At 43.9% G+C, this 24,142-nt stretch carries 20 protein-coding genes; 12 read left to right on the plus strand and 8 right to left on the minus strand.

The window, feature by feature from the left end:
• Positions 1–49 precede the first annotated feature (49 nt).
• Both AAE02nite_RS17525 and AAE02nite_RS17530 read left to right on the plus strand, forming a co-directional pair.
• The gene (locus tag AAE02nite_RS17525; RefSeq protein WP_307725553.1) at positions 50–1,387 is read left to right on the plus strand and encodes an MATE family efflux transporter; all 1,338 of its coding nucleotides are present in this window, start codon (positions 50–52) and stop codon (positions 1,385–1,387) included.
• 61 nt (positions 1,388–1,448) lie between these two features.
• On the plus strand, positions 1,449–2,021 hold the full coding sequence (locus AAE02nite_RS17530) for a DUF922 domain-containing protein (protein ID WP_146900597.1): 573 nt from the start codon (positions 1,449–1,451) through the stop codon (positions 2,019–2,021).
• Positions 2,022–2,276: 255 nt separating this feature from the next.
• Here the strand turns inward: AAE02nite_RS17530 and AAE02nite_RS17535 are convergent, their stop codons facing one another.
• The gene (locus AAE02nite_RS17535) at positions 2,277–3,830 is read right to left on the minus strand and encodes an FAD-dependent oxidoreductase (RefSeq protein ID WP_146900600.1); all 1,554 of its coding nucleotides are present in this window, start codon (positions 3,828–3,830) and stop codon (positions 2,277–2,279) included.
• Positions 3,831–4,031: 201 nt separating this feature from the next.
• Here AAE02nite_RS17535 and AAE02nite_RS17540 point away from each other — a divergent pair, with 201 nt between their 5' ends.
• Positions 4,032–4,370, plus strand: coding sequence for a tRNA-binding protein (locus AAE02nite_RS17540; RefSeq protein ID WP_146900603.1), 339 nt, complete (start codon positions 4,032–4,034; stop codon positions 4,368–4,370).
• On the opposite strand, the gene AAE02nite_RS17545 is transcribed toward AAE02nite_RS17540, so the two are convergent.
• Positions 4,362–4,733 carry a DUF4296 domain-containing protein gene (locus AAE02nite_RS17545; RefSeq protein WP_146900606.1) on the minus strand — a complete coding sequence of 124 codons (372 nt, stop codon included), beginning with the start codon at positions 4,731–4,733 and terminating at the stop codon, positions 4,362–4,364. The two genes, AAE02nite_RS17540 and AAE02nite_RS17545, sit on opposite strands and share 9 nt — an antisense overlap.
• Before the next feature lie 61 nt (positions 4,734–4,794).
• Here AAE02nite_RS17545 and AAE02nite_RS17550 point away from each other — a divergent pair, with 61 nt between their 5' ends.
• The 5 genes from AAE02nite_RS17550 to AAE02nite_RS17570 all read left to right on the plus strand — a co-directional run bounded on the left by AAE02nite_RS17550 (position 4,795) and on the right by AAE02nite_RS17570 (position 8,945).
• Positions 4,795–5,673 carry a DUF58 domain-containing protein gene (locus tag AAE02nite_RS17550; protein ID WP_146900609.1) on the plus strand — a complete coding sequence of 293 codons (879 nt, stop codon included), beginning with the start codon at positions 4,795–4,797 and terminating at the stop codon, positions 5,671–5,673.
• A 10-nt stretch (positions 5,674–5,683) separates the two neighbouring features.
• Complete coding sequence (locus tag AAE02nite_RS17555; RefSeq protein WP_170252631.1) at positions 5,684–6,601, plus strand: hypothetical protein; 918 nt, start codon at positions 5,684–5,686, stop codon at positions 6,599–6,601.
• Positions 6,564–7,613, plus strand: coding sequence for a vWA domain-containing protein (locus AAE02nite_RS17560; RefSeq protein WP_146900615.1), 1,050 nt, complete (start codon positions 6,564–6,566; stop codon positions 7,611–7,613). Before AAE02nite_RS17555 ends, AAE02nite_RS17560 begins: the two co-directional genes overlap by 38 nt.
• Positions 7,614–7,872: 259 nt before the next feature.
• Positions 7,873–8,550, plus strand: a complete 678-nt coding sequence (locus AAE02nite_RS17565; RefSeq protein ID WP_146900618.1) for a YggS family pyridoxal phosphate-dependent enzyme — start codon at positions 7,873–7,875, stop codon at positions 8,548–8,550.
• Positions 8,551–8,552: 2 nt separating this feature from the next.
• Complete coding sequence (locus tag AAE02nite_RS17570) at positions 8,553–8,945, plus strand: DUF423 domain-containing protein (protein ID WP_146900622.1); 393 nt, start codon at positions 8,553–8,555, stop codon at positions 8,943–8,945.
• Between the two features lie 188 nt (positions 8,946–9,133).
• On the opposite strand, the gene AAE02nite_RS17575 is transcribed toward AAE02nite_RS17570, so the two are convergent.
• From AAE02nite_RS17575 to AAE02nite_RS17600, 6 genes are all read right to left on the minus strand, one after another.
• Entirely contained in the window at positions 9,134–10,480 is a 1,347-nt protein-coding gene (locus tag AAE02nite_RS17575; RefSeq protein ID WP_246151131.1) for a M20 metallopeptidase family protein, read from the minus strand.
• A gap of 346 nt (positions 10,481–10,826) precedes the next feature.
• Positions 10,827–12,080, minus strand: coding sequence for a DcaP family trimeric outer membrane transporter (locus AAE02nite_RS17580; RefSeq protein WP_146900625.1), 1,254 nt, complete (start codon positions 12,078–12,080; stop codon positions 10,827–10,829).
• A gap of 1,498 nt (positions 12,081–13,578) precedes the next feature.
• Positions 13,579–15,117, minus strand: coding sequence for a B12-binding domain-containing radical SAM protein (locus tag AAE02nite_RS17585; RefSeq protein ID WP_146900629.1), 1,539 nt, complete (start codon positions 15,115–15,117; stop codon positions 13,579–13,581).
• A gap of 627 nt (positions 15,118–15,744) precedes the next feature.
• Positions 15,745–16,644, minus strand: a complete 900-nt coding sequence (locus tag AAE02nite_RS17590) for an NAD(P)-dependent alcohol dehydrogenase (protein WP_307725554.1) — start codon at positions 16,642–16,644, stop codon at positions 15,745–15,747.
• 246 nt (positions 16,645–16,890) lie between these two features.
• The gene (locus AAE02nite_RS17595) at positions 16,891–19,218 is read right to left on the minus strand and encodes a helix-turn-helix domain-containing protein (RefSeq protein ID WP_146900632.1); all 2,328 of its coding nucleotides are present in this window, start codon (positions 19,216–19,218) and stop codon (positions 16,891–16,893) included.
• A 329-nt stretch (positions 19,219–19,547) separates the two neighbouring features.
• The gene (locus tag AAE02nite_RS17600) at positions 19,548–20,285 is read right to left on the minus strand and encodes a DUF4197 domain-containing protein (RefSeq protein ID WP_146900634.1); all 738 of its coding nucleotides are present in this window, start codon (positions 20,283–20,285) and stop codon (positions 19,548–19,550) included.
• Between the two features lie 69 nt (positions 20,286–20,354).
• On the opposite strand from AAE02nite_RS17600, the gene AAE02nite_RS17605 reads away from it, so the two are divergent.
• The 4 genes from AAE02nite_RS17605 (at position 20,355) to AAE02nite_RS26345 (ending at position 24,066) form a co-directional block, all read left to right on the plus strand.
• Entirely contained in the window at positions 20,355–21,596 is a 1,242-nt protein-coding gene (locus AAE02nite_RS17605) for a competence/damage-inducible protein A (RefSeq protein ID WP_146900637.1), read from the plus strand.
• A gap of 98 nt (positions 21,597–21,694) precedes the next feature.
• Entirely contained in the window at positions 21,695–23,065 is a 1,371-nt protein-coding gene (locus AAE02nite_RS17610; RefSeq protein ID WP_146900642.1) for a dihydrolipoamide acetyltransferase family protein, read from the plus strand.
• Positions 23,066–23,140: 75 nt separating this feature from the next.
• Positions 23,141–23,647, plus strand: coding sequence for a hypothetical protein (locus AAE02nite_RS17615; RefSeq protein ID WP_146900645.1), 507 nt, complete (start codon positions 23,141–23,143; stop codon positions 23,645–23,647).
• A gap of 251 nt (positions 23,648–23,898) precedes the next feature.
• Complete coding sequence (locus AAE02nite_RS26345; RefSeq protein WP_170252632.1) at positions 23,899–24,066, plus strand: hypothetical protein; 168 nt, start codon at positions 23,899–23,901, stop codon at positions 24,064–24,066.
• Positions 24,067–24,142: the final 76 nt, after the last annotated feature.

Below are 24,142 nucleotides of genomic sequence, written 5' to 3' on the forward strand. Positions count from 1 at the left end.
AATAGCCCCGTAAAGCTTATTACCTTTGCATCCCCAAATTTGGCACTGCATGATGCTTTCTTCTGATTACAAAAAACATTTCCAGGAAAACTTCTTTCTGGCCTATCCGGTAGTTTTAAGCCAGCTCGGACACGTTTTGGTGAGCGTGGTAGACAGTATTATGGTGGGGCAAACCGGAACGTTGCCCCTGGCAGCGTCGTCGTTGGGTAACAGTATCTTTACCGTGGTTATGGTATTGGGCTTAGGGCTTTCCATCAGCATTACGCCCTTGGTTGCCGGGGCTCACGGCCGCAAAAATAAAAAGCGGATATCGCTGCTCTTAATAAATGGAGTGCTGGTCTGCACCGCAGGCGGGCTGCTGCTTTTTTTATCGGGCTATTTAATTTCCCCCTTGCTCCGGCATTTAAACCAACCGGTGCAGGTCGTTAACCTAGCCATCCCCTACTTTCATATTCTTTGCTTTTCGATGTTACCCTTAATGGTTTTCCAGGGGTTCAGGCAATTTGCCGAAGGATTGTCGCTCACAAAGCAATCGATGTATATCTCGGTTATTGCCAATGCGCTGAATGTAGTTGGCAACTATATGCTCATTTATGGTAAATGGGGCGCCCCAGCGCTAGGCTTAAACGGAGCGGCAATCTCTACCATGCTTTCGCGGGTAATAATGGCTTTCATGATGGGTTATTACGTGATGAATGCAAAACGACTTAAAGTTTACCGCCTCCGTTGGAAACGTAAGTTCATTTCGGTTCGCCACATGAGCCGGATAATAAAACTGGGGTGGCCTATATCGCTGCAAATGGCCTTTGAGGTGGGAGCTTTTAGTTTTTCAGCTATTATGATTGGGTGGCTCGGCGCCCGGGAACTGGCTGCGCACCAGATTGCCATCAGTATTGCTTCTTTAACCTATATGATGGCCGGGGGCATTGCCGCGGCGGCCACCATCCGGGTGGGTAATTTATTTGGCCGGGGCCAGGTAACCGAAATGCAGAAAGCCGGCTACAGCAGCCTGATGATGGTAATCATTTTTATGAGCACAGCCGGATTGATGCTGATATTACTTAATAATTTTATACCGCAACTTTATGTAAAAGATCCGGAAGTAATAAAAGTTGCTGCCGGCCTGATTATTATTGCCGCACTTTTCCAAATTTCGGACGGTGTGCAGGTAGTAGGGCTGGGCACTTTGCGGGGCCTGGAAGACGTAAAAATCCCCAGTATGATCTCGTTGCTGGCGTATTGGGGGGTGGCGTTGCCCATCGGTTACGTGCTCGGTTTTACGCTGGGCGGCGGCGCCAACGGTATCTGGACCGGCTTATTAATAGGCCTGACCATAGCCGCTATTTTACTTTTTTTTAGATTTAGGAAACTAAGTTTAGAAAAATAGTTTTAAGGAAGAGAATAATTTTTTATTTTAAGGTTCCGAAAAAGAAACTTGTGTAGACTGCATGGTAACAAATCTGCTATTCCTGATCCTTTTCTTACTAAACCCATTTATATCTGATTCTAAAAATCCGGCTTCTGCTACCAATGAAGAAACCGGTATTCTCTGGACAAACAGCCGCCGCCTGACCTGGGATGATTTTAAATCGCCGGCCGATGAGAAAGAATCGCTTCATGCCATGACCTCCACCAATATTGCGGTCAAGGCAAATTGCATTGGCAACCAAATGCGCTTTGAGGTGAAATGCGTGTTTGTCACGAAGGATTCCTGGACCAAAAACCGAATGTCGCACAAGCTGTTGGCACACGAACAAATGCATTTTGACTTAACCGAAGTGCATGCCCGTTTGCTCCGGCAAAAATTAAACGAGACAGCCGCTGTTTGTGGAAACAGCCGCCTTAAGCTTGACCCAATTGTAGAGAAACATTTTGCTGCCTGGAAAAGCGAGCAAGACCAGTACGACGAAGAAACCAACCACGGCTTGCTGGAAGAGAAACAAAAAGTCTGGGAAGAAAAAATTGCTAATCGGCTGGCACAGTTAGAATCTTTTAGTTACCGCACCTACGCTTTAAAATAATTAGTTACTGGTAAATAGACACCGGTAAAATAAAAATGCCCGCCTTTCATCCGGCGGGCATTTTTGTTTAGGAGGCTGTTTGGTATTTAGCTTAAAAGCATAGACGGCCGCCATTGGTGGTGTTATCACCGCCAATTCTGAAGCTTCTGCCATTCTACTTGCTGGTGAAAACACCCAGCAAGGGCTGCTGAATAGCAAATTTTTAAAATGTTAAACAGCTTCTAGGTATATTAATCAAGCATTCAGATTTATTCATCACGCCGGTTTCCCCAGACCAACAATTGCCGGACCGGCCAAAACTTCGCCGGTGGCATCAAAACGCGAGCCATGGCAAGGGCAATCCCAGGTTTTTTCTACCTCGTTCCAACGCACAATACAACCCATGTGCGGGCATACTGCTGACATTTCGTGCCGTTTACCGGATAAATCGCAATATACGGCCACTTTGGCTACCCCGCGCCGGATTACATTACCAGTACCGGGGGCCACTTCACCGGCATCGGCTACTTCGCCGGGTGTCACATAATCTTTGAACTGGGCAGCCACGTTCAGGTTTTCTTTTAAAAATTCCGGAGCTGATTTTAACACTATCCGTCCGGGATCATATACTTCTTCCCAGGCGTTGGGCCGGTTCATAATTAAATCGGTAATTAAAACGCCGGCAATGGTACCGTGCGTCATACCTTGGCCAGAATCGCCGGTGGCTATGTATACATTGTCGTCACCAGGGTTGCGGCCAATATAAGCTACATAATCGGTAGGCTCCAGTACTTGCCCCGACCAGCGATATACCACATCGCCGGCCATTGGTAACTTTTCGCGTATCCATTGTTCCAGGCAATCCAGCCGTTCCTGCTCGCTGTCCTCCTGCCCGGTTTTATGATCTTCGCCGCCCACAATCATTACATTATAACCTTCTTCGCCGGCATTCAGGCTATCGGGGTGCCGGTCTTTCACCAGCCGGATATAATGGTAAGGTTCGGAATTATCCCAGTATAGGGCATTGGGTACGGCATCGTTAAATATTTTAACCCCAATTACATAAGTGCGGTAAGGTGCTTGTTTGGTATGAATGGTTACCCGGTCGTTAATAGGTGAGTTGGTAGCTACCACCAGGTGATTGGCCGTAATGGTATAGCCATCGGCGGTTTTTACCCGTTGCAAACCATTTTCAGCCGAAAATTCCTGCGCGTGGGTATAAGTAAAGATAGCGCATTTCTCATTATCTAATATAGCCCGGCTCAGGCCGGCCAGGTAACGGAGCGGATGAAAAATGGCCTGGTTCGGAAAACACAGGCAGGCCCCTTGGGATAAAGAAGGTACCGGACATTGCTGCAGCTTTACCAAGTCATGAAAACCCAACTGGCGGGCAGCCTCCAGTTCCTGGTTCAGGTAATCTTCAGAATCGCTGGGTTGCGCAAATAAATAACCGTTTACCCGTTCAAAATCGCAGTCGATATTTTCTTCCTTTGCAATTTCCTCTATTTTCCGGATGGCGTAGGTATGGCTCTCGGCCAGCAGGCGCGCTGTTTTTTCGCCGCGTAATTTATTCATCACATAATACCGGTCGTCGAAAACATTAGACAAATGGGCTGTCGTGCGGCCGGTTTCACCGCCTCCAATGGTTTTGGAGTCTATCACCACTACAGCTTTTCCTTCCTTGGCGAGTAAATAAGCGGTGGTTAAGCCCGAAATGCCGGCTCCTACCACGCATACATCGCAGGTAATATTTTCGGCTAAGGCAGCGGTATAAGGCATTTCTACGCCGTGCATCCAGATAGAATGGGTTGAACCTGTATTACTTTTCATAGTTTTATTTTTGGGTTAGTTTTTTTCTCCATTGTACAACCGGTTTTGCGCGCTTTGGTTTTATTTTTACCGGGCACTCTAAACCGGTTATACGGAGCTTACCCGATTAAGCGTTGTATAGCCGGCCTAAACTACCCGAAATAACCCCGGTTTTTCTTCCCGGTTATGATGTATTATTTAAATGAACCTAGCAATTTGTAAATGGAATATATAGAATGGGCCGAATTTGAGAAAGTAGCCCTCCGGGTAGGTACCATTGTGGAGGTTACGGATTTTACCGAAGCCCGGAAACCGGCTTATAAAATTAAAGTAGATCTGGGTCCGGAACTGGGCATTAAAAAATCGAGCGCACAGGTAACGGCTAATTATACCAAAGAAGCTTTACTGGGCAAACAGGTTATTTGCGTAACTAACTTTAAGCCCAAACAAATTGCCAATTACGTATCAGAAGTATTAATAACGGGTTTTCCGGATGCCCAGGGAAATGTGGTACTTGCCCAACCGGCTAGCCCGGTAGCCAACGGTGCTAAATTATTTTGATACCCGGAGCGTATCTTTGGGCTTATCAAACTCAACTTCCTGTACGGTGAGGCTGTCAATTACTTTTTCGTACATTTTATCCAGTTCGCTCACATTGTGGAGGTAGTAATCGTAGCTTTTGTAAAATTTTTTTTCAGATACGCCGTGCTTTTTCAGGATGCGCCCCTGCAGTTCTTTGTAATAAACGGCCCCGGTATCCAGCATAATGCCCATGCGTTCTATGCGCGCTTCGGCCACGTGTAAATCAAATAGAATACCGGTCATCTTCTTTTCCGGAATTAAATCGGGTGGTGGCGGACTAATAGGAGAAGTGCAGGTATAAAAGAGTAAACTGGCAGCTAAAAGGAAGAAAGCGTTTTTCACGGAGGAAAATTAAAGAAATAAGTCTAATTTTAAAATATTAACGCTGCCGCAGACCAGTAGTATGAAAGAGTTAATAAAAAAATTACAGAAATACGAAATCCGCATCCGGAAAGTAATTAACGACCAGATGCACGGTGATTTCCATTCGGTGTTTAAAGGCACCGGCCTGGAGTTCGACGATGTGCGGGCATACCAGTACGGCGACGATGTGCGGGCCATTGACTGGCACGTATCGGCTAAAGGACACGGCACTTTTGTAAAAACCTACAAAGAAGAAAAAGAACAATCGGTGTTTCTCATTCTGGATGTGAGCGCCTCGCAGGCCTTAGGCAGCCCCGGTCAGCAGAAAATTCAGGTGGGAAAAGAAATTTGCGGCGTACTGGCCCTGGCAGCCGCGCGCCAAACCAGCCAGATTGGCATGGTTTGCATCAGCGACCAGAAAGAGAAATACCTGAAACCCGGCCGGGGCAACGACCACGCTTTTTCGATGATTAAAGCCCTATTTGAACTTACACCGGCTTCTGATAATACTGATTTGGCCGGCGGCATTAAACTGGCTTTAAACCTGATAAAGCGCCGGAGCCTAATTTTATTGATTTCGGATTTTATAGATGTAAATTACGAGCGCGAAATGAGTATGCTGGCCCGCAAACACGATTTGGTGGTCATTCACCTGATGGATAAGCGGGAAAAAGCTTTGCCGCCCATGGGTATAATTCCGTTGCTGGATAAAGAAACCGGCCGCACAGTTTGGGTAAATACTTCGTCGGCGTACTTCCAGGAAACTTACCTGGCCAACAATGCGCAGAATCAGGAAAAAATATCTAAAATTTGCCGGAAACAAAAGGCCAATTACCTGGCCATAAATACCGACGATGACTATGTGCCGCAACTGGTTAATTTATTCAGGCTTCGGAATAAAACAAGGAAAAGTGCTTAAAAGGATTTTTTTGCTCCTTGCCTGCTGGCCAATGTACTGCCTGGCGCAGGAAGCTCAACCCCAACTGCCGCAGGGTTTATTTCAGGAAGATTCTGTTAAGATTGGGCAAGAAGTTAATTTTTTATTTTTCTACCGGCACGCGGCTACAGAAGAAATTATTTTTCCGGATTCTACCTACAACTTTGCCCCTTTTGAATATGTAAACCGAAGATATTTCCCGACGCGCACCCGCAACGGCATTAGCCACGACAGCGTGGTTTATACCTTGCGCACCTTCAGCATAGCGCCGGTACAAACGCTGGCATTACCGGTTTTTAAATTGCAGGACCAGGACACCGTAAATATTACAGCCCTTCCCGCCGAAATATACCTGCGTCAATTGGTAAAAGGCCCCGCCAGCCTGGCCCAACTCAAAGACCAAACCCAACTGGCCCCTATTCCGGAGCGTTTTAATTTTGCCTACTGGCTTATTGCCGCCGGCTTTCTGGTTTTGGTAGCCGTTCTGGTTTGGATATTATTCGGTAAAAAAATAATTATCCGGTACCGGTTGTACACGCTGCAAAAACATCACCAATCGTTTATCGCCAAATTCAATGCCTACATCGATCGGTTTAATAAATCGGAATCGTTGCAGATTGTAGAGCAGGCTATTACCCTCTGGAAAAATTATTTAACCACCCTCGAAGGCAATGCTATCAACAGCTTTACCACCCGCGAAATTGCCGCTTATTACAACGACGACGAAGATGTAACCACCGCTTTACGCCTGTTCGATAAAGCCATTTACGGCAATATTGTCTCGGATAAATCTTCTGAAACCATTATTGCCTTTTTCCTGCTCCACCATTTCGCCGACCGGCGGTATGAGTTTGTAAAAGATTTAACCAGAAATGCAGCAACCATTCAAAACCCTGTTCAACTGGTTTGACCCGGATTGGTTCCGGTTCAGTACCTTTAGCTCTTATGATTGGGTAGAGCCGGTGTTTTTATATTTTATTCCGGCCGTGCCGCTACTTCTAATATTGCGGTGGCTGCTGGCTTTAGAGGTACGCCGCAAACTCGAAATAGCTTTTTTTAAAGGCAGCATTACCTGGCACTGGAGCAGTTTACTGCGGTTTATACCCGATATTTACCTGATGGCATTTTTAATGCTGGTGCTGGTAGCCCTGGCCCGTCCGCAGCGCACCGACGAAAGGGTAACCCAATATACCGAAGGCATTGACATTATGCTGGTGCTGGATACGTCGGGCTCGATGGCCTTAAAAGATTTTAAACCCAACCGCCTGGAGGCCGCGAAAGAAGTTGCCCTTAATTTTATTAGCGGCCGCTCGCAGGATCGGATAGGTCTGGTGGTTTTTGCCGGCGACGCCTACTCCCTTACGCCGCTTACTTCTGATTATGATTTGCTCCGCGAAAATATTAAATCTATTAAACTGGGGCTTATTTCGAATGACGGCACGGCTATTGGCAGTGCTTTGGGAGTAGCCATCAACCGGATGTGCGAATCTAAAAGTAAATCGAAAGTAATTATTCTAATCAGCGACGGCGAAAATACGGCGGGTAATATTGACCCGGCCACTGCCGCCAAACTGGCTTACGGCTTTAATATTAAAATTTATACCATTGGCATTGGCAAAGACGGTCTGGTACCGTACGAAAGTGATAACGGTCAGGTAAATTATATTCAAACCCGCCTCGACGAAACCGCCCTCCGGGAAATTGCCCGAACAGCTACTGGCGCCTTTTACCGGGCTTCCGATAAAAATTCATTAAACCTGATTTTCCAGCGCATCAACCGCCTGGAGAAAGCCGAAATAAAAGAAAGCCGATTCCGCAACACCCAGGATTATTACCAGGTTTACCTCAAATGGGCCATTCTGTTGTTTCTAATCTGGCTGCTACTAAAATGCACTTTTTTATCAAACGCCCTGGAAGATTAGAGATTATGTGGTCCGTTCTACGTTGTACGTAATAGGTTTTGCGTGGTAAGGTCGATGCTTTAACCGTTAAACTACTTAATTAGATAAGAAATCTTAATTTTGCGAGCGTTCTAATATTTAAAGATGGGATAAATGAAGGTGCCATTTTTAGCACCCTCCGTTGAGGCCTAACTTTTCTTCTTTAAACCAGGAACCAGGAACGGAACAGTTTAATTTTAAGCGTATCACGTACAATGTAATACGTCAAACGTCAAAACTCATGTCGATTGCCAAAAATATTGCTGAATTTCAGGAGAAACTCCAAAACACTAATTGCCGGTTAATTGCTGTTTCTAAAACCCAGCCCAAGGAAGCAATTCTGGAAGCCTACCAGGCCGGACAAAAAGTTTTTGGCGAAAATAAAGTACAGGAACTGGTGGCTAAACAGGAAGCCCTGCCTGCGGATATAGAATGGCACTTAATCGGGCATTTGCAAACCAATAAGGTAAAATATATTGCGCCGTTTGTGCATACCATTCAATCGGCAGAAAGCCTGAAGTTATTGCAGGAAATAGAGAAACAAGCGGCTAAGCACGACCGCCGGATAAATTGTTTGCTGCAGATTTATATTGCCGAAGAAGAAACTAAATTTGGTTTATCGCCCGAGGAAGCCAAAGCTATTCTGCAATCGGCAGAATACAAAGCCATGCGGCACGTAAATATTGCCGGGGTCATGGGTATTGCTACTAACACTTCTTCCGAAACCCAGTTGCGCAAAGAATTCCGGTATTTAAGAAATTGTTTCGACCAACTGAAAGCCGAATTCTTCCCGGAAAACGCTGCCTTTAAAGAAATATCCATGGGCATGAGTTCCGATTACCAACTGGCTATTGCCGAAGGCAGCACCATGATTCGGGTAGGAAGTTCTATCTTTGGGGCCAGAAACTACGCTATATAAAAATGTCGCATAAAGGAATATTAGTAGCCGGGGCTTTATTCGGAGCCTTGGGCGTAATGATTGGGGCTTTTGGCGCCCACGGATTAGCTGCTTTATTAGAGAGCCACAACCGGGTAGCTACCTTTGAGACAGCCGTTAAATACCACATGTACCACGCGCTGGCTTTGCTGCTTACCGGAGCCATGCTGTTTCACATACCGGCCAAACCACTGCGCCTGGCCGGCTTATTTTTTACTATTGGCCTGCTAATCTTTTCCGGCTCGTTGTATATTCTCTGCCTGACTAATATTAGCTGGCTGGGCGCTATTACGCCCATTGGCGGCTTATTTATGATAGCGGGCTGGCTAAGCCTCGGGCATGGCATATTACATAACTGGCCCGGCAAGACCGTATAATTTTATGTATTAGCCAGGAGCAAAATTAAATCTAGTCCCCTGCTCAACACTGCTCTCTCCTTTATTAATTAAGATTTGGGAAATCATAACCTCATTCCGAAAAACCTGATTTTACAGTAACAATAAGAATTTCGGAATATATTTTTATAAATTCAAAAAATTTGGCGTGTAAAGGGTAGATGTAGGCCTTAGTTATTTTTGTTCAAATAATCCAGGATAATCTGGACTTCGGTTTTCACGCCGTTTTGCAAAGCGCTTTCATCAACATCAAATTTTGGATTGTGATTAGCGGCGCCATCACCAATGCCGAGGGTATTGAAGCTGACGGGAGCTATTTTTCGGTAGTAGGAAAAATCTTCACTGGCGGTCATCATGGGTGCTTCAAAGACCTGGTCTTTTCCCAGAGCGGCAACAGCACTGTTCCTCACCTCCGCCGTAAGGGCTGCATCGTTTTGTATGGCCGGATAGGTAGCAATGTAATCTAGTTTGTAGGTAGCGCCATAAGCCTTGGTAATGTTGTCAATCATAGCTTTTATTCTCGCTTCTACCAGTTTCCTGGTTTCTTCGGATGTGGTGCGAATACTAGCCGCCAGTTCTGCCTGGTCGGCTATTACATTTGGCGCATGGCCCGACTGAAATTTACCTATCGTAACTACCGTCATTTCTCCCGGCGTAACATTCCGGGACACAATTGTTTGTAAAGCATTAACAATGGCCGAACCTACTACAATCGGATCAATTCCAAGATGGGGCATGGAGCCATGTGAGCCTTTGCCGATAATGGTAAGGTTAAAGATATCTTGGGCAGTAGAGGCCGCTCCTACCGGCAAAATGCCTACATGTCCGGCGGGGAAGTTAGGTAATACGTGCATCCCAAAGAAGGCATTTACTCCTTTTAAAGCACCTGAGTTTACAATATCCAAAGCCCCTCCGGGTGGCTCTTCTTCAGCGTGCTGAAAAATAAAGTACACCGTTCCATTTAGCTGGTCCTGCATTTTGGATAGCGTAGCGGCAGTTCCCAGCAGCATAGCCGTATGGGCATCATGGCCGCAGGAGTGCATCACATTTTTTACTTTTGAGCTAAAAGGCAATCCGGTTGCTTCCTGCATGGGCAAAGCATCCATATCGGCCCGGAAAGCAACCGTCTTGCCAGGCTGGGCGCCTTTCAGAATACCAATAACACTTGTCTTAGCGGGTTTAATAATTTCTATGTTGGTAAAAGATTTGAGAACTTCTTCTACGTACTTACTGGTTTGCTCTTCTTTAAAAGAAACTTCGGGGTTTTGGTGAATGTGCCGCCGCCATTTGATAACGTCTTCTACCGGTATATTTTTTGCCCAGTTGGGGTTGGGTGCATTTTGCGGAGTACTACTGGGCTTTTTCGTTTGGCCCTGAAGCGAAGTTCCTGCTTCTGTTTGAGTTTGTGTTTGTGCCTGCGTTTCGGATGCAGTTTCGGTTTTGGTTTTATTTTGATTGCAGGCCTGCACCAGAGCAAACAGGCATGTCAAATAAAAGAACGTCAGAATATTTTTCATATAATTTATGTATTTACATTGCCTTTATATATTAGTTGAAATTGATGACGTGCATTCGTAGGATAATTAGGAATGGAGGTTTTTACCTATTTACTATATTGCCCAGGTATTAATAAATGATTAAAAATGCATCCTATACCTCCTAAAACAAGTTGGCAATTATCTATATTCCTTTTATAAAGCTAAATATTTACACTTTCTTAAAACCTTAATATTCAGTAAATTACATTTACTTAGTAAAAGCTATACTGGCTTGTTTATGGTTATAATTTTGTGGGCTTGATTTTAAACTGCGGCTTTAATTTTTAAAGTAAAAGTAGGCGCATATCTTTTAACAAAAAGGTGATTACTTATTCGAGACCCCCACCTCCGAAGGTACATGCTCGAAAAGCGAATGGGAAAAACTGTATTTAATTGATAACTGTACTCTAATGGTAGATGAGTCAAAACCATCACTGAAATTATTTCTTTTAGCCCATTGCAATTCAGCCCCGGTTCTAAACTGAGAAAAAGGCTGGTATAGTAAATTGAGAATGGCATAATTACCGTTTTTAAAAGCATCAGGAGCCTGCGCATCTGAATTGTAAATACGCACCCTTGAATAGCCCAGCGTGCTGCTCCATCTGTTGTCCCAATCATGTTCCAGAAAGGCTAATCCACCTATTACGGGCAAAGCAACCCCTAATACCGGGGTGGTAGGATCGCTTAAATTGTTTTTGATGCCAATATCCGGTCCAGCATCAGTTAAATGGTTCTCTATGCCCTTACCGTAGACAAATTGTCCCTTAAAAAAGGTTTTGGTAGTTAATTGCTGGGTGGAGCTGATGTTAAAACCCCACCCTATTTCGTGTCCGGTAAGATCAATGGTATTATTGCCGGTGTCTTCCCACCCAATCCGCTTTAGTGCGCCGGCTAACTCAATATAGCCATTCCCGGTAATTCTGCGGTATTCGGCCGAAACGTCCGGCAGTTTGAACTCAGGCCGCACATTTTGAAGTTCTATCCGGTCGGCATAAATGCCCTGCTCTGTAACGGCACCCGGCTGTTCCAATGCTATTCCCCATCGGTCCTGCTCCCTAACCTGCATGTATCGCACCTGTATAGGGCGCAGGAACGGCCGGCTGGGCGGTGCCCCGAAATCCAGCGTGGTTGGAGTTACATCAACATCTGAGAAAAGGCTTAAGGTTTGCCCAAAAGTAAACTTTCCCAGCTCTATATAAGCCGCCCGGAAGCGAAAAGTGGTTTGCCCTACATCCGGTCCCACTCCAAAAAGGTCGAACTCAAAATTGGCTTTAAGTCGCCCCAAGGGAGTCTGCGACCAAGTATTTAACCCCAACCTTGTTTGACGCAAACTGAAATATAACTTCCCATCCGGCGCAAATTGGTCTTTAAACTGCGGAAGTTTGGTAACCCTTAATACATCAAACCAATTAGGATCAATTTGCTGGAAATTATAGATGGCATCGGCATTCACATAACCGTATACTTCAAGGCCTTTTTCCTGTTCCTGGGCTTTTGCCTGATTTATAATATACAGTAAGGGTAGCAGGAACAATGCCAGGCGAGACTTCATGCTTAACGAAAAACTGAAATAATTCATCTGTTCAGTATATTAATTTAACCTAATACATAAATTAAATTCTCGCCAGCGGAAGAATATACTTCTCGTGGGTGAAACCAATTACCCGTACATTGGCTGTTTTTGTCCTGCGCTGACTTTCCACTTAGTTTTACCCCTCTTGCTAATTACTGGCACATACACATTTTAATTTTCAGTTTGTCCAAAAAATACCCCATTCTGATTCACAATGGCGTTTAGTTGGCTAAATAATTTATTTCTTTCTTCTACATTTATATACTAAACTGAGGTGTGTTGCTGTTGGATTAAATATAGTATTAACAACAGCGTAATTTTAATTATCCAGATTTACGCAGAACTTTGGAAAGTTAATTCCTGCCGAATCAAAAGCTAAGGATAGTTGTGCAACAGGATAAGGGCGTACTAAATGGCTGTAATAGCTTGCCAACAAAATATGGTTGATAATAGAACCGCCCTGGTGGAGAAAACTTCTTTGGCCCATATCCGCATTTTCGATATTTAAATGACTAGTTATTCCGAAAGGCTGCCTTGGCAGTTCTTACCTAAAAAGAAGTAGAATATTGTCTTTGTATAGTCGCAATTGGAGTTACGGTTAGTATAATAAAAAAGGCAATATTAATTGGTATTTATTTTATAAATATTGGCAAAGTTAAATATCACAAATATTTTGTTCACTTACAACTTTTATTGAAACTATGCTGTGATAAGGATGGCATCGGACAACATTAACATTATTCTGTAGTAGCCCCCCTAGTAAAGATTTTATGAAACTGAAAAAGATAAAGTAATTAATTACCTAAATAAAGAGCAGGCTCTTAATCTGCTTACAGTATATAAGATTTACAATTTACCTTTTCCCCATATTATATCAGTTCAGCCGGTGATGCATTTGTATTGCCCTCTTGCAGTATTAAACGGATCAAAAAATTGTGATATTACTATTAAACTGCAGTTGGCAAAGGGGTACTTCTTTCTGCTTTCCTTTTTGTCACCCGCACCTCCACTGAAATAACACCGGCAGAACTTAAAAAGCGGCCGGATGGGAAAATAGAAGAACAAAAATCACCCAAAACCCTTAAAGGAAACCAGGTAACTACCCGGCTTAACTATTTAAATCTATTTTTGTAAATATTAAATGAGATTACAGGATTAAATTGGTTCGTAGAAGTAGTTTATCGCTGTTTTTATGCTTCTAATAAGTCTATAAAACGGATTGAGTACACTATTTAATTATTATACATTCACTTCTGTTTTCGGGAGCCATTCAGTGGTACCGCTCATTTGATTAACCTAGGGCTTGTACCGGACCAACTTTACCGGGCGTTTGAAACCTCCCTTAAAGCATCAGATTACTAAGCGGGAATTCTTCTCAGGGTAAGCTTTCTACTCTTTTTCATGACCATAATGCGTTCATAGCGGTGCCGGAGAACCATAAATCCTGTTCTTCTTATATCAGGAGGAATGTTAAACGCTAAGGCAAACTCAGGGCGAGGCAGAACTAAACGGCTGCCGGAGATTTTTTGTGAAGGTAAGCATTTGGATTATGTTCTAAGGCCCCTGCCGGAAGCCATTGCCACCAAACGCCTAAATCTTTCTGAATGATGTTCTTGTAGAAAGCGGGCAACTGCTGTGATTCTCCTTCGAAGTATTGCCGGAAAGGTTTATCCTCTGCCAGGTTTTTCCGTACCTGACGGTAAAAACGCAAGCGGCCGTACCCTTCTGAGGAAACAGCTCGCATCAGGTTCATCCACTTAGCGGTGGAAGTAGGATTAGCCCTAAAGCGCTGGTAAATAGCTTTTTTTGAGAAGGTATAAGCCGTCAGGTCAATCACTTTATCATAAAAATCTAACCACTCATAATGCTGGGGTTTAATATTCATGGCCAAGTGATTATTGAGGAAATGAAAAGGGAAAGGTAACACCCGGTTTGCTCGTTGGTATTCCAGGTTCAGGGGAGCCGCCTCACCAAAAGCACTTAACAGCGAATAGCCAGGAAAAGCCCCCGGAGATAAATCGACAAAACGCTTGGTCAGTTCGAAGGGCTCATTTCCTTCATCACTGTCCAGCCCCAGGACAAAGTTAGTCTGTACATATGGCACGTAGCGGAACATCATATTAACATGCTCCGAAATGCGTTTTACTTTTTCTTCCCCAACCATGCGGGCGGTGCGGGATTTATTGCCTAGTTCATACCAGGATTCTATGCCGGGCAACAAGGCATCAAAGCCATTTCGTTGCATAACCTTCAGGTGCTCTTCGGTTAAGATAGATAGGCTGCTTTCGGCAAAAAAACGGAAGCTTTTTAATGGAGCCGCCGCCGCAATTGCTTCCATATTATCCTCAAAGCGGACCCCAAAATTTGGGTCGTGCCAGCCAATAGTGGGCTTCTTAAATTTAGTCAGCAGAAAACGCAGGTCTTCTTTTATAATCTCAAAATTCAGGGGCTGGTAATCTACGGTAGCATCAATGCAGAAAGAGCAGGTATAAGGACAACCTACGCTCCCCAGCATAGGCACCATCTGAAGAAAGGGGGCTTTCTTTAAAGTTGGTTCGATGAACTTCCACCGCTCTTTTACACCCGGCAGGTGTGCGGGCTGCCGAGCGGCAGAGAGGTGCTTGCCTTTGGGCTTCTGAGGGCTGCAATTCTGCAGAACTTCCAGAACAGTAGCCTGGTGGGTGAACCCCAGTACGTAGTCAAAGTACTTCACTGCATCATCCGGATAGCAGCGGGCATGAGGGCCTCCTAATACTGTAACTACACCCTGACTGCGAAAATAATTACTCAGCGCATAAGCTAATAGAGCAGCTTGGGTGAAAGAGCAGATAAAGACCAGATTAACGCTCCTCGGAAGTTCTTTTTGCAGGTCTTCCTGGCCGGTGTAACAAATCAGGGTTACTTCATGGCCCTGCTGCTCACACCAGGTAGCTACTACCTGCGGCATGATGCTGGCCAGGTTTGCATGCATTACTTTGGCCCACAAGGTATTAGTCGGACCTTTACTTACTAAATCAATTACGCCAATCTTTAATTTAGCCATCAGTAGCTTATTAGGTGGTTCAGGTTCCGGAAAGTAGGCTTTTGAAGAAATTTATCGTGCTATAAAAGGGTAATCGTGAATAAGTTATTTTAAAGTAGTGATTATAATAATACCACCAAGCAGATTTAATATAAATTATAAATTGGAACTTATAAGCTTTTTGTAAATTAATTATTTTACATGGCGTTTAAGCGCCAAATGAGAAAGAGTAGGCAGTTTTCATACATGCTGTTTCATACAAAAACAATTTCATATCTATTTTACAAACGACCTAGTAAATAAATTTAGAAAACTCGAATTTTCATTTTAAACTGGTTTATGATTAACAAATTTTACACTTATCAATATTAACCATAACAACTATTAAATGCATCTTAAGAAGTCAGCTACAACCAATACCGGAAAGCTCAGAATTATTGTTGCGAATAATTCAGCCTGGGCCGGGAAATTGATAATGGTAGTTGAATAACCAAACCAAGCCAACCATTTTGGTATAATGCTGACCTTCAGCCGGGCCACGAAAGCTATCGTCGTCTGAACAAGATAATTAGTTGACCCGAATGGTTTGTTTTCTTTTATGCTTTTTTTGCTAGGCCTTGTTGGTGGCTGTTGTCCCCATACCATCCTTTAATTTATGGTTATGGCTACATTTCCTTTCTTGTGGCCCTTTTCGACATACTTGTGTGCTTCTGCCATATGCGCCAAAATATAAGTTCTGTCGATTACCGGTTTCAACTTGCCCGCTTCGATAAGTTCTTTGAGGAAAATCAGGTCTTCCGCTTTTTCGCTAATTACGCCGGTAATTACTTTCCTGGTACTTGTTAGGGAAACCCACAGGCCTTGCAACATTTTTGACAAACCCGCTGCTCCCAAAATCAATATTCCTCTTTCGTTTAGCAGCTTTAAACCAGGTGAAAACAGGCTTTTATCAACTGTGTCAAAAATAACATCATAAGTTATCCCATTTTGGGTAAAATCCTCCTGAGTATAATCTATTACATGGTCTGCTCCTAAAGCTTTTACCAGTTCCAGATTTGCAGTGCTCCATACGCCCGTTACATGGGCCCCAAAATACTTGGCGAGTTGAATGGCAGCCGTACCTACTGCTCCGGAAGCGCCGTAAATCAGAACTTTTTGCCCAGATTTTATATGTGCTTTTTTAAGGAAATGTAAAGCGGTTAACCCGCCAAATGGAATTACGGCGGCCTCCTGATGCGTAATATTTTGAGGCTTTAGGGCTAAAACGCCGTTTTCAGGTAAACTTTTGTACGCTGCATAAGTTCCAAACGCCATACCTGTAGAGCCAAAAACCTGGTCGCCCATTTTAAGCAGCGTTACATCTTTTCCAACCCCTTCCACTTCTCCGGAAAGAACACCCCCCAAAATATTCTTTTTAGGTTTCCTTAAGCCAAAAAATAATCTCACTGCGAAAGGTTCGGCTTTGCGCAAACGCCAGTCGGCTGAATTTACAGCGGTAGCTTTAACTCGTATAAGTATTTCGATATACTGGAAATGGGGCTTTTCAATGTCTTTTTATTGGAGAACTTCTGGAGATCAGTATCTTGTATATATTACCGCTTTCATCATCTGTTTTTAAGGGTTCTCATTTGAATTGGGAGGAGCCGGATGGCATCCTTCCTTTTTTATAATCTTCCGTAAAAATCAGCATTAGTTAAGGGTAAATTGTGTCGGATTACATAATTGTGAACGGATTTATATATTCATACTTGTTCAGTTAGCAGAAAATAAACAAGATACTATAAAATTGGCAGCTTAGGGGTGCGCTTTAAGGTATTGTTTAGGCGTAAGTCCTGTTTCCTTTTTAAAATAGGTGTTAAAAACCGATTTGGAATTAAACCCGCTTTCGTAAGCGAGGCCCGTTAAGGTGAGGTGAGCATTTTTGGGGTCTCTAGCAATATGTTTAAAATCCTGCACACGGTAATGATTCACAAACTCACTAAAATTTTTCCCAATGCTTTCGTTGAGTAACCAGGAAAGCTGATTAGGATGAATGTCGATTTGTTTCGCAAGCGCACGTAATGACAGGTTTGGGTCTAGATAGGGTCGTTCCTCCTGAATATGATTGTTTAATCGCTCGGTATATTGCGTAATTACATCACCGTTAAGCAGCGTATTTTTATTATTTCTAGATTCCTGCGGGTCTGTTTTAGGAAACAATATTTTTTGAAAATGAGCATATCGGGCATCGGTTCTTAAAGCGCTGACCAGCGGATCTACAAAATGAATAAGCAATATAGGAGATTTGTATTCAATTGCTTGTCTGATCCATTCAAATGCTTTTTCTTTTTCTCCTAAAGCCGCGTAGATAAATAAAAGATAAGAGCTCGCCCGAAAACCTTCGGGAGTGGCGGCATGCACAATTAATTCCTGCAAGTATTTTGTAGCATTATCTAGGTCATTTTTTAGCGTATAGGCGAGTGCGGTTATGCCTAACTTATCTCCAATCGCTACAATTCCCGGAGCCTGTTTTTTAAAATAATTCAGCACCTCATCAAAGCGGCCGAACTTAAGTAAACAATAAAATTTTACGGTAAGTGCCGGAATATTCCTCGGATTGTGCTGTAAACATCTATTCAATTTCTCCAGACAGGCCGGGTAGTTTTCAGACATGTAGTCGAAATAGGCACTGAAAAATATCGTCTCTTGAGAAAGCGGATCGATGGTTATGGCTACTTTTAAATGCTGCTGGGCTTTACTTTTTTCACCGGCAATCAGGTATAAAAAAGAGAGATACTGTTGGGCTTCTACATAGTTAGGGTTTAAAAATATTGCTTTTAAGGTTGCCTGTAAAGCTCCGGTGTAATTGCATTGGGTAAAAAAGTAGAGGTTTGCCTGTTGATAATAGCCATCAGCTAATTGGTCGTTTAATTCCAGACCCTTTTGGGTTAATGCAGTCGCTTTTCCCCATGCCTCCTCAAAAGGCAAAAAACCAATGGTAGCTAAAAAACTATAGCAATCAGATAACCCAAGTATCGATTCGGCGTGATCCGGATCTAATTGGAGGGCCTTTTCATAAAGGCCGATAGCAGTTTGAACATCATTAGCACTCCATTTTCTACGATAGAATTTTGCCTTCAAAAATAATTCGTAAGCCTGGTACTGGTCGGTTTGTTTGTTTACCAGATGTTCCTGTATTTCAAAATGCCCCAAATACTCTCTTAGTTTTTCGGCAATTAAAAGGCTTATTTCATCCTGAACTTCAAATATATTTTCCAGTTTTCGGTCCCAGGTCTGCGACCAGAAATGAAAATCTTCCTCCGCCTGGATTAATTGTGCCGAAATCCGAAGGGTATCACCAGACAAACGGACACTGCCTTCCAGAATAGTGGAAACATTTAATTCTTTGCCAATTTGTTTAAGGGGGATATTCTTGTTTTTAAAAAAGAAAGAAGAAGTCCGGGAAGTTACCCGTAGGTTTTTTACTTTAGACAGGGCGCTGATAATTTCTTCGGTGATGCCGTCGCTAAAATATTCGTTTTCCTGGCTGGTGCTCCTGTTCACAAAAGGAAGTACCGCAATGGTTTTGTTTTTTATCTCCTGCTTTCCCTGAAGTTCTGCTGCCAGCGGAACCTTAATTCCTTCGTTCGAAATCGCAAATACTTCTACTGCATTCGCAATGTTTTTCAGGTCAAAGTGGCCGAGGGAGGTGGTTAAAATATTTTGATGATTCTTGAGTTCATCGTTTAATTTCCCGGAAACTAATATAGCCCCGGCCACACCCAGACTCTCGATGCGGGAGGCAAAGTTTACGCCATCTCCATAAACTTCTGTTTTGTCAAAAACAATGTCTCCCAGGTGCAAGCCAATTCTAATGGGCACTGGGTCACCTTCCCGCAAAAGTCTCTGAATATCTATAGCACAATTAGCAGCTTCTATGGCACTTTTAAATACACTTAAAGCACCATCTCCGTAATACTGAATAATCTTTCCATGGTGTAATTTGTGCTGTTGCTGAAACACTGCACGGTGCCGCGCCCTAATAGTTGAGGCAACGTGTTCATCTCTTTGCATCAAAGCAGTATACCCTACAATGTCCGCAAACATGACAGCTGCAAGTTGGCGCACTTTTTTCTCCTTCATGGCACAACCTTTTAGTGGTTATCTAAAATTCAATTTATTTACTCCTAAATGGCAGTTGCTGAAAACCGCTTTACGTGGCTATATGCGTTTGCTGGACTTTGCAGTTCGGCAGGCTGGTGGTCATTGTAAGTCGCTGTGAGTACTCAGCTTGGGTATCTTGTAAGTAAGATAAATATTTTTTAGGACTAAAGCTACAAGTTTGTTTTAATTGGACTTCCGATAAAGGTGGTTAAGATTGCATTACTTAATAATAGCCCGGAAAACTACCTTACCCGAAACAAAAAAGGCATCAACTTACGCTGATGCCTTCTTTAAAGATAAAAGAGGTGTTAAGGTTTATCCTGCTTCGCAAATACTCTCTTTAATAACTGAGTAGTGCGGGCAATCGGGTTCTCCCGAATATTAGCTTCCTCCTGAGCTACCAGAATAAACAATCCATCAATCGCTTTTTGGGTAGCATAGCTGGTCAGGTCGGGGTTTACACGTTGTACCGTTGGGATGCGGTTATAGGCCGAAATAATATCCGTATAATATTTGGTAGCATTAACTTTCTCCAGAGAAGTTTGGATGCGCGGTGTAAAAGCGGTGGTTAACTCTTCGCTGGTAGTACGCTTCAGGTATTGCGTAGCCGCATCTTTACCCCCGGTTAATATTCCCCAAACGTCCCGGATGGTTAATTTTTTAATCGCATCTAAAAATATGGGCTTCGCACTCTGGGCAGCATCTTCGGCCGCCCGGTTCAGCGACAAAACAAAATCATCAACCAAACTACCCATGCCCACTGCCCGTAAGGTAGATTCTACCTTTTTTACTTCCTGCGGAAAAGAAATCCGGATTAAAGAATTTTTAAAATATCCATCGGTTTGGGAGGCCGTGGTAGCGCCTTTGGAAATGCCAATGGATAAAGCCTCTTTTAAACCGCTGGCTACTTCGGCATCTGAAACCGGCACATTTTTAAGGACGGCATCGCTGACCGAAGGCGGAATTTGAATACCCTGGGAAGTAGTGGCACAGGAAAACATACCCAACGAAATAAAAAACAAAGCGGGTACCAGGTAGTTCTTCATAAAATCTTACTGTTAATTTTGAGCTGTAATATTATAGTTTCTGCATAAATCGAACCAAAAATTAAACGCATGCTTGCTGATATCATTACCATTGGAGATGAAATATTGTACGGCCAGATTGTAGATACCAATTCGGCCTGGCTGGGAACCGAACTGGCTAAAATCGGGATTAAAGTCCGGCAGATTACTTCTATCTCGGATAGCCCGGAACATATTATAAAAACGCTGGATGAGGTAAAACAGCAAAGCGAGGTAATATTGATAACTGGCGGCTTAGGCCCTACCAAAGACGATTTAACCAAACACACCCTTTGCCGCTACTTTAATACCGAACTGGTACTAGACGAAGGCTCTTTGGAGCACGTAACCGAACTTTTCCGGTCGCGTGGGCGCGACTTAACCGAGCTAAACCGGCAGCAAGCCTTTTTACCAGCCAATTGCAAACCCATTCTTAATATTCTGGGTACCGCCCCGGGCATGTGGTTCGAAGAAGAAGGCAAAATATTCATATCGATGCCGGGCGTGCCGTTCGAGATGAAGCGTATTATGCGCGATACGGTTTTGCCGGAGTTGCAAAAGCGATCTAACCAGGAACAGATTATACACCGGGTTATTCAAACAGTTGGTTTAGGCGAATCTTTCCTGGCCGAAAGAATAGGCGAATGGGAAGAAGCCTTACCGCCGCATATTAAACTGGCTTACCTGCCTTCACTTTCTGGCGTTCGGTTGCGCCTGACGGGCCGTGCCGCCGGCTCGGCTAATTTGGAAGAACAAATGGATGCCCAGGTAGAAAAATTAAAAACCCTGATTCCCCAGCATATTTTTGCGCTCGGCGAAGTACCTCTGGAAGAAGCTGTAGGCCGGTTACTCAAAGAAAAAGGCTTTACCATTGCCACCGCCGAAAGTTGCACGGGTGGTCACCTGGCGCATAAACTCACCAGCATCGCCGGCTCTTCGGAATATTTTATGGGAAGTATATTGGCTTACCACAATCACATCAAAATAAATCAGTTAGGCGTAAGCGCCGAGGATCTAACGCAATACGGCGCGGTTAGTGAGGAAGTGGTAAGCCAGATGGCTGCGAATGTACGTAAACTCCTGAACACCGATATTGGCTTAGCCACCAGCGGCATTGCCGGCCCCAGCGGCGGCACACCCGAAAAGCCGGTTGGCACCATTTGGGTTGCTTACGCCGATGCCGAAAAAACGGTAGCTAAGAAAATATTTTATAACAAAGAACGGCTGCTAAATATCGAATTTACAACGTATACCGCTTTAAACCTGGTAAGGCAGCAAATAATGGGAGTTTAAGAATATTTTATTTTTTATACCTTTGGTCTGTTTCCGTACCAGCACGTAAATTCCAAACCGACGGCGGAACGAAAAAATAAACTCTAAACCGAAAATTAATGGCACTGGTAGAAATGTTGATGCCCAAAATGGGAGAAAGTATCATGGAGGGCACCATTCTGAAATGGCTTAAAAAGGTTGGTGATGATATTGAAGCAGATGAATCGGTACTGGAGGTAGCTACCGATAAAGTTGATACCGAAGTACCCGCCATTCAGGCCGGTAAATTATACGAAATACTGGCCCAGGAAGGCGAAGTAGTAGCCATAGGCAAACCCATTGCCATTATCGAAACCGAAAGTGGTGATGCCACCGTAAACCCGTCAGCGCATATTACCCAGGCGAACCTGCAGGATCCGGTACATACCGAACCAGCTCCGGAAACTGAATCTGTAACAGACGCGCAACCAACTCCTACGTCGGAACCTGTTTCGGCAACAAAACCCGCTAGTTTTACCGAAGGTCGCTTTTATTCGCCGTTGGTGATGAATATTGCGCGGCAGGAAGGTATTCCCATGCGGGAACTGGATCAGGTGCCCGGAACCGGTTTAGAAGGCCGTGTTACGAAGCACGATATAATGGCTTACCTGGAAAACCGAAAAACGCCGGCAGATCAGCCGGCTCCTGTTCAACCAGCAGTACAACCAGAGGCTACCGTTGCGCCAACTCCTGCACCGGCACCCACTCCTACCCAGAAGCCAGCTGCTGTTTCGGTAAGTGGTAATTCCGAGATAATAGAAATGGACCGGATGCGCAAAATGATTGCGCAGCGCATGGTAGAAAGTAAACAGATTTCGGCACACGTTACTTCGTTTGTAGAAGCTGATGTAACCAATATGGTGCTGTGGCGCAACCGGTACAAAGATGCTTATCAAAAACGAGAAGGTGAAAAACTCACCTTTACTCCCATATTTATTGAGGCGGTAGCCAAAGCCATCAAAGATTTCCCGATGATCAATATTTCGGTTGCGGGTGATAATATTATTAAGAAGCGGGATATTAATATTGGAATGGCCGTAGCTTTACCTTCGGGTAATCTGATTGTACCGGTTATTAAAAATGCCGACCAGATGAACCTGAATGGCTTAGCCAAAAAAGTTAACGACTTAGCCAACCGCGCCCGCACGAATAAACTCACCCCCGACGATTTATCCGACGGCACTTACACGATTTCCAACGTAGGCACTTTTGGGAATGTAATGGGCACACCTATTATTGTACAGCCACAGGTAGCAATTCTGGCTTTAGGTACCATTAAAAAGAAACCGGCAGTAATTGAAACCCCCGAAGGCGATTTAATCGGTATCCGGCATTTTATGTTTTTATCGCACTCCTACGACCACCGCGTTGTTGATGGCTCTCTGGGCGGTATGTTTGTGCAGCGGGTAGCGCATTACCTCGAATCTTTTGATAGTCATACAACCATATAAGTAAAGATGAAAATTATCCGGAAGAGCCTGTTTTAATTAAAAGCAGGCTCTTTTGAGTTAAACCCCAGAGTTCTTATGAAAAATATAGTATTTCTGCTTTTTTGTGCCTTCAGTTTATTTCTGGCCATTTACTATTACCGCCAGTACGATGAAACGCAAAGGCAATTAGAATTAGCCAACCGCCGGGTACTAGACCGCGATACCATGATATATGGCTTGCAGAAAAAAGTGGAACAGCGTGGCTTAGCAGATTCCTCTTCTGTAGATGCGCCCGAGGTGGTTCCTAGTCCCAGCACCCTCGGCAAATTAAGCCCTGGTGAAATCAACCGGCTAAAGGCAAAAGGTTTAAAAAATCCGGAAGCGGATTTAAAAACTAATTTAACCGAAAACCAGCAAAATGTACTCCAGCAAAAAGGCACCTTAGGCGGTACCATGGCTATCCGGGATATTCAGATTTTAAACGAACGCTATGCCCTGGCTTATTTCGAAGATGGCCATCAGGGCGGCTACATGATATTAAAGTACGAAGTACAGCCGACTGGCCGCATTGCGTGGGTTGTTTTAGATAGTTATCAGATCTAAAACATTTGAAACTAACTTAAATAGAGATTATGTATCAGAAACTAGGTTAAAGCAATAAGTTAGTGTAGCTCGCCCAAATTAATTTGATGTTCTTTAGTCTCGAAATCATTGACTTTTGCCTGTGGTACAAAACTTATTTTTCTCTTGAAAGAGTTTAACCCTTCCGCCCTCCGGGCACCTTCCCTGAACCAGGGAAGGAGTTTGGCCGAACCGTAATATTATGAAATAGCTTTGTTGCGGAGGCTTAATTAATGATTGAACCTGGTGAGGCATCAGCTAAGCGCATACTACAGCAGTTTGGACAGCGAGGGCCTTTCAGCTTTCCGGTGCGCAGCATTCCGACGCAGGAGGAAAGGAAAGATGAGCAGCCCGAGTGGCCAAACGGGGCCCGCCGGCCGGGAGGCTTCTTAGGCTTCTGAAAACAGTTAGCTCCTGCCCATTGAAAGATGGAATCTTTCAAAAGATAAACAGATAAAAATTAAATTATTCAAGCAG

It is taken from the genome of Adhaeribacter aerolatus (genome assembly GCF_007991635.1).
Lineage (GTDB): Bacteria > Bacteroidota > Bacteroidia > Cytophagales > Hymenobacteraceae > Adhaeribacter > Adhaeribacter aerolatus.

Bases quoted from the DNA above. Each gene is read 5' to 3' on its own strand.
- AAE02nite_RS17525 (WP_307725553.1), top strand. From the start codon at position 50: ATGATGCTTTCTTCTGATTACAAAAAACATTTCCAGGAAAACTTCTTT.
- AAE02nite_RS17570 (WP_146900622.1), top strand. From the start codon at position 8,553: ATGTCGCATAAAGGAATATTAGTAGCCGGGGCTTTATTCGGAGCCTTG.
- AAE02nite_RS17595 (WP_146900632.1), bottom strand. From the start codon at position 19,218: ATGAAGGAGAAAAAAGTGCGCCAACTTGCAGCTGTCATGTTTGCGGAC.
- AAE02nite_RS17600 (WP_146900634.1), bottom strand. From the start codon at position 20,285: ATGAAGAACTACCTGGTACCCGCTTTGTTTTTTATTTCGTTGGGTATG.
- AAE02nite_RS17580 (WP_146900625.1), bottom strand. From the start codon at position 12,080: ATGAATTATTTCAGTTTTTCGTTAAGCATGAAGTCTCGCCTGGCATTG.
- AAE02nite_RS17535 (WP_146900600.1), bottom strand. From the start codon at position 3,830: ATGAAAAGTAATACAGGTTCAACCCATTCTATCTGGATGCACGGCGTA.
- AAE02nite_RS17610 (WP_146900642.1), top strand. From the start codon at position 21,695: ATGGCACTGGTAGAAATGTTGATGCCCAAAATGGGAGAAAGTATCATG.
- AAE02nite_RS17615 (WP_146900645.1), top strand. From the start codon at position 23,141: ATGAAAAATATAGTATTTCTGCTTTTTTGTGCCTTCAGTTTATTTCTG.
- AAE02nite_RS17560 (WP_146900615.1), top strand. From the start codon at position 6,564: ATGCAGCAACCATTCAAAACCCTGTTCAACTGGTTTGACCCGGATTGG.
- AAE02nite_RS17575 (WP_246151131.1), bottom strand. From the start codon at position 10,480: ATGAAAAATATTCTGACGTTCTTTTATTTGACATGCCTGTTTGCTCTG.
- AAE02nite_RS17605 (WP_146900637.1), top strand. From the start codon at position 20,355: ATGCTTGCTGATATCATTACCATTGGAGATGAAATATTGTACGGCCAG.
- AAE02nite_RS17530 (WP_146900597.1), top strand. From the start codon at position 1,449: ATGGTAACAAATCTGCTATTCCTGATCCTTTTCTTACTAAACCCATTT.
- AAE02nite_RS17565 (WP_146900618.1), top strand. From the start codon at position 7,873: ATGTCGATTGCCAAAAATATTGCTGAATTTCAGGAGAAACTCCAAAAC.
- AAE02nite_RS26345 (WP_170252632.1), top strand. From the start codon at position 23,899: ATGATTGAACCTGGTGAGGCATCAGCTAAGCGCATACTACAGCAGTTT.
- AAE02nite_RS17585 (WP_146900629.1), bottom strand. From the start codon at position 15,117: ATGGCTAAATTAAAGATTGGCGTAATTGATTTAGTAAGTAAAGGTCCG.
- AAE02nite_RS17540 (WP_146900603.1), top strand. From the start codon at position 4,032: ATGGAATATATAGAATGGGCCGAATTTGAGAAAGTAGCCCTCCGGGTA.
- AAE02nite_RS17550 (WP_146900609.1), top strand. From the start codon at position 4,795: ATGAAAGAGTTAATAAAAAAATTACAGAAATACGAAATCCGCATCCGG.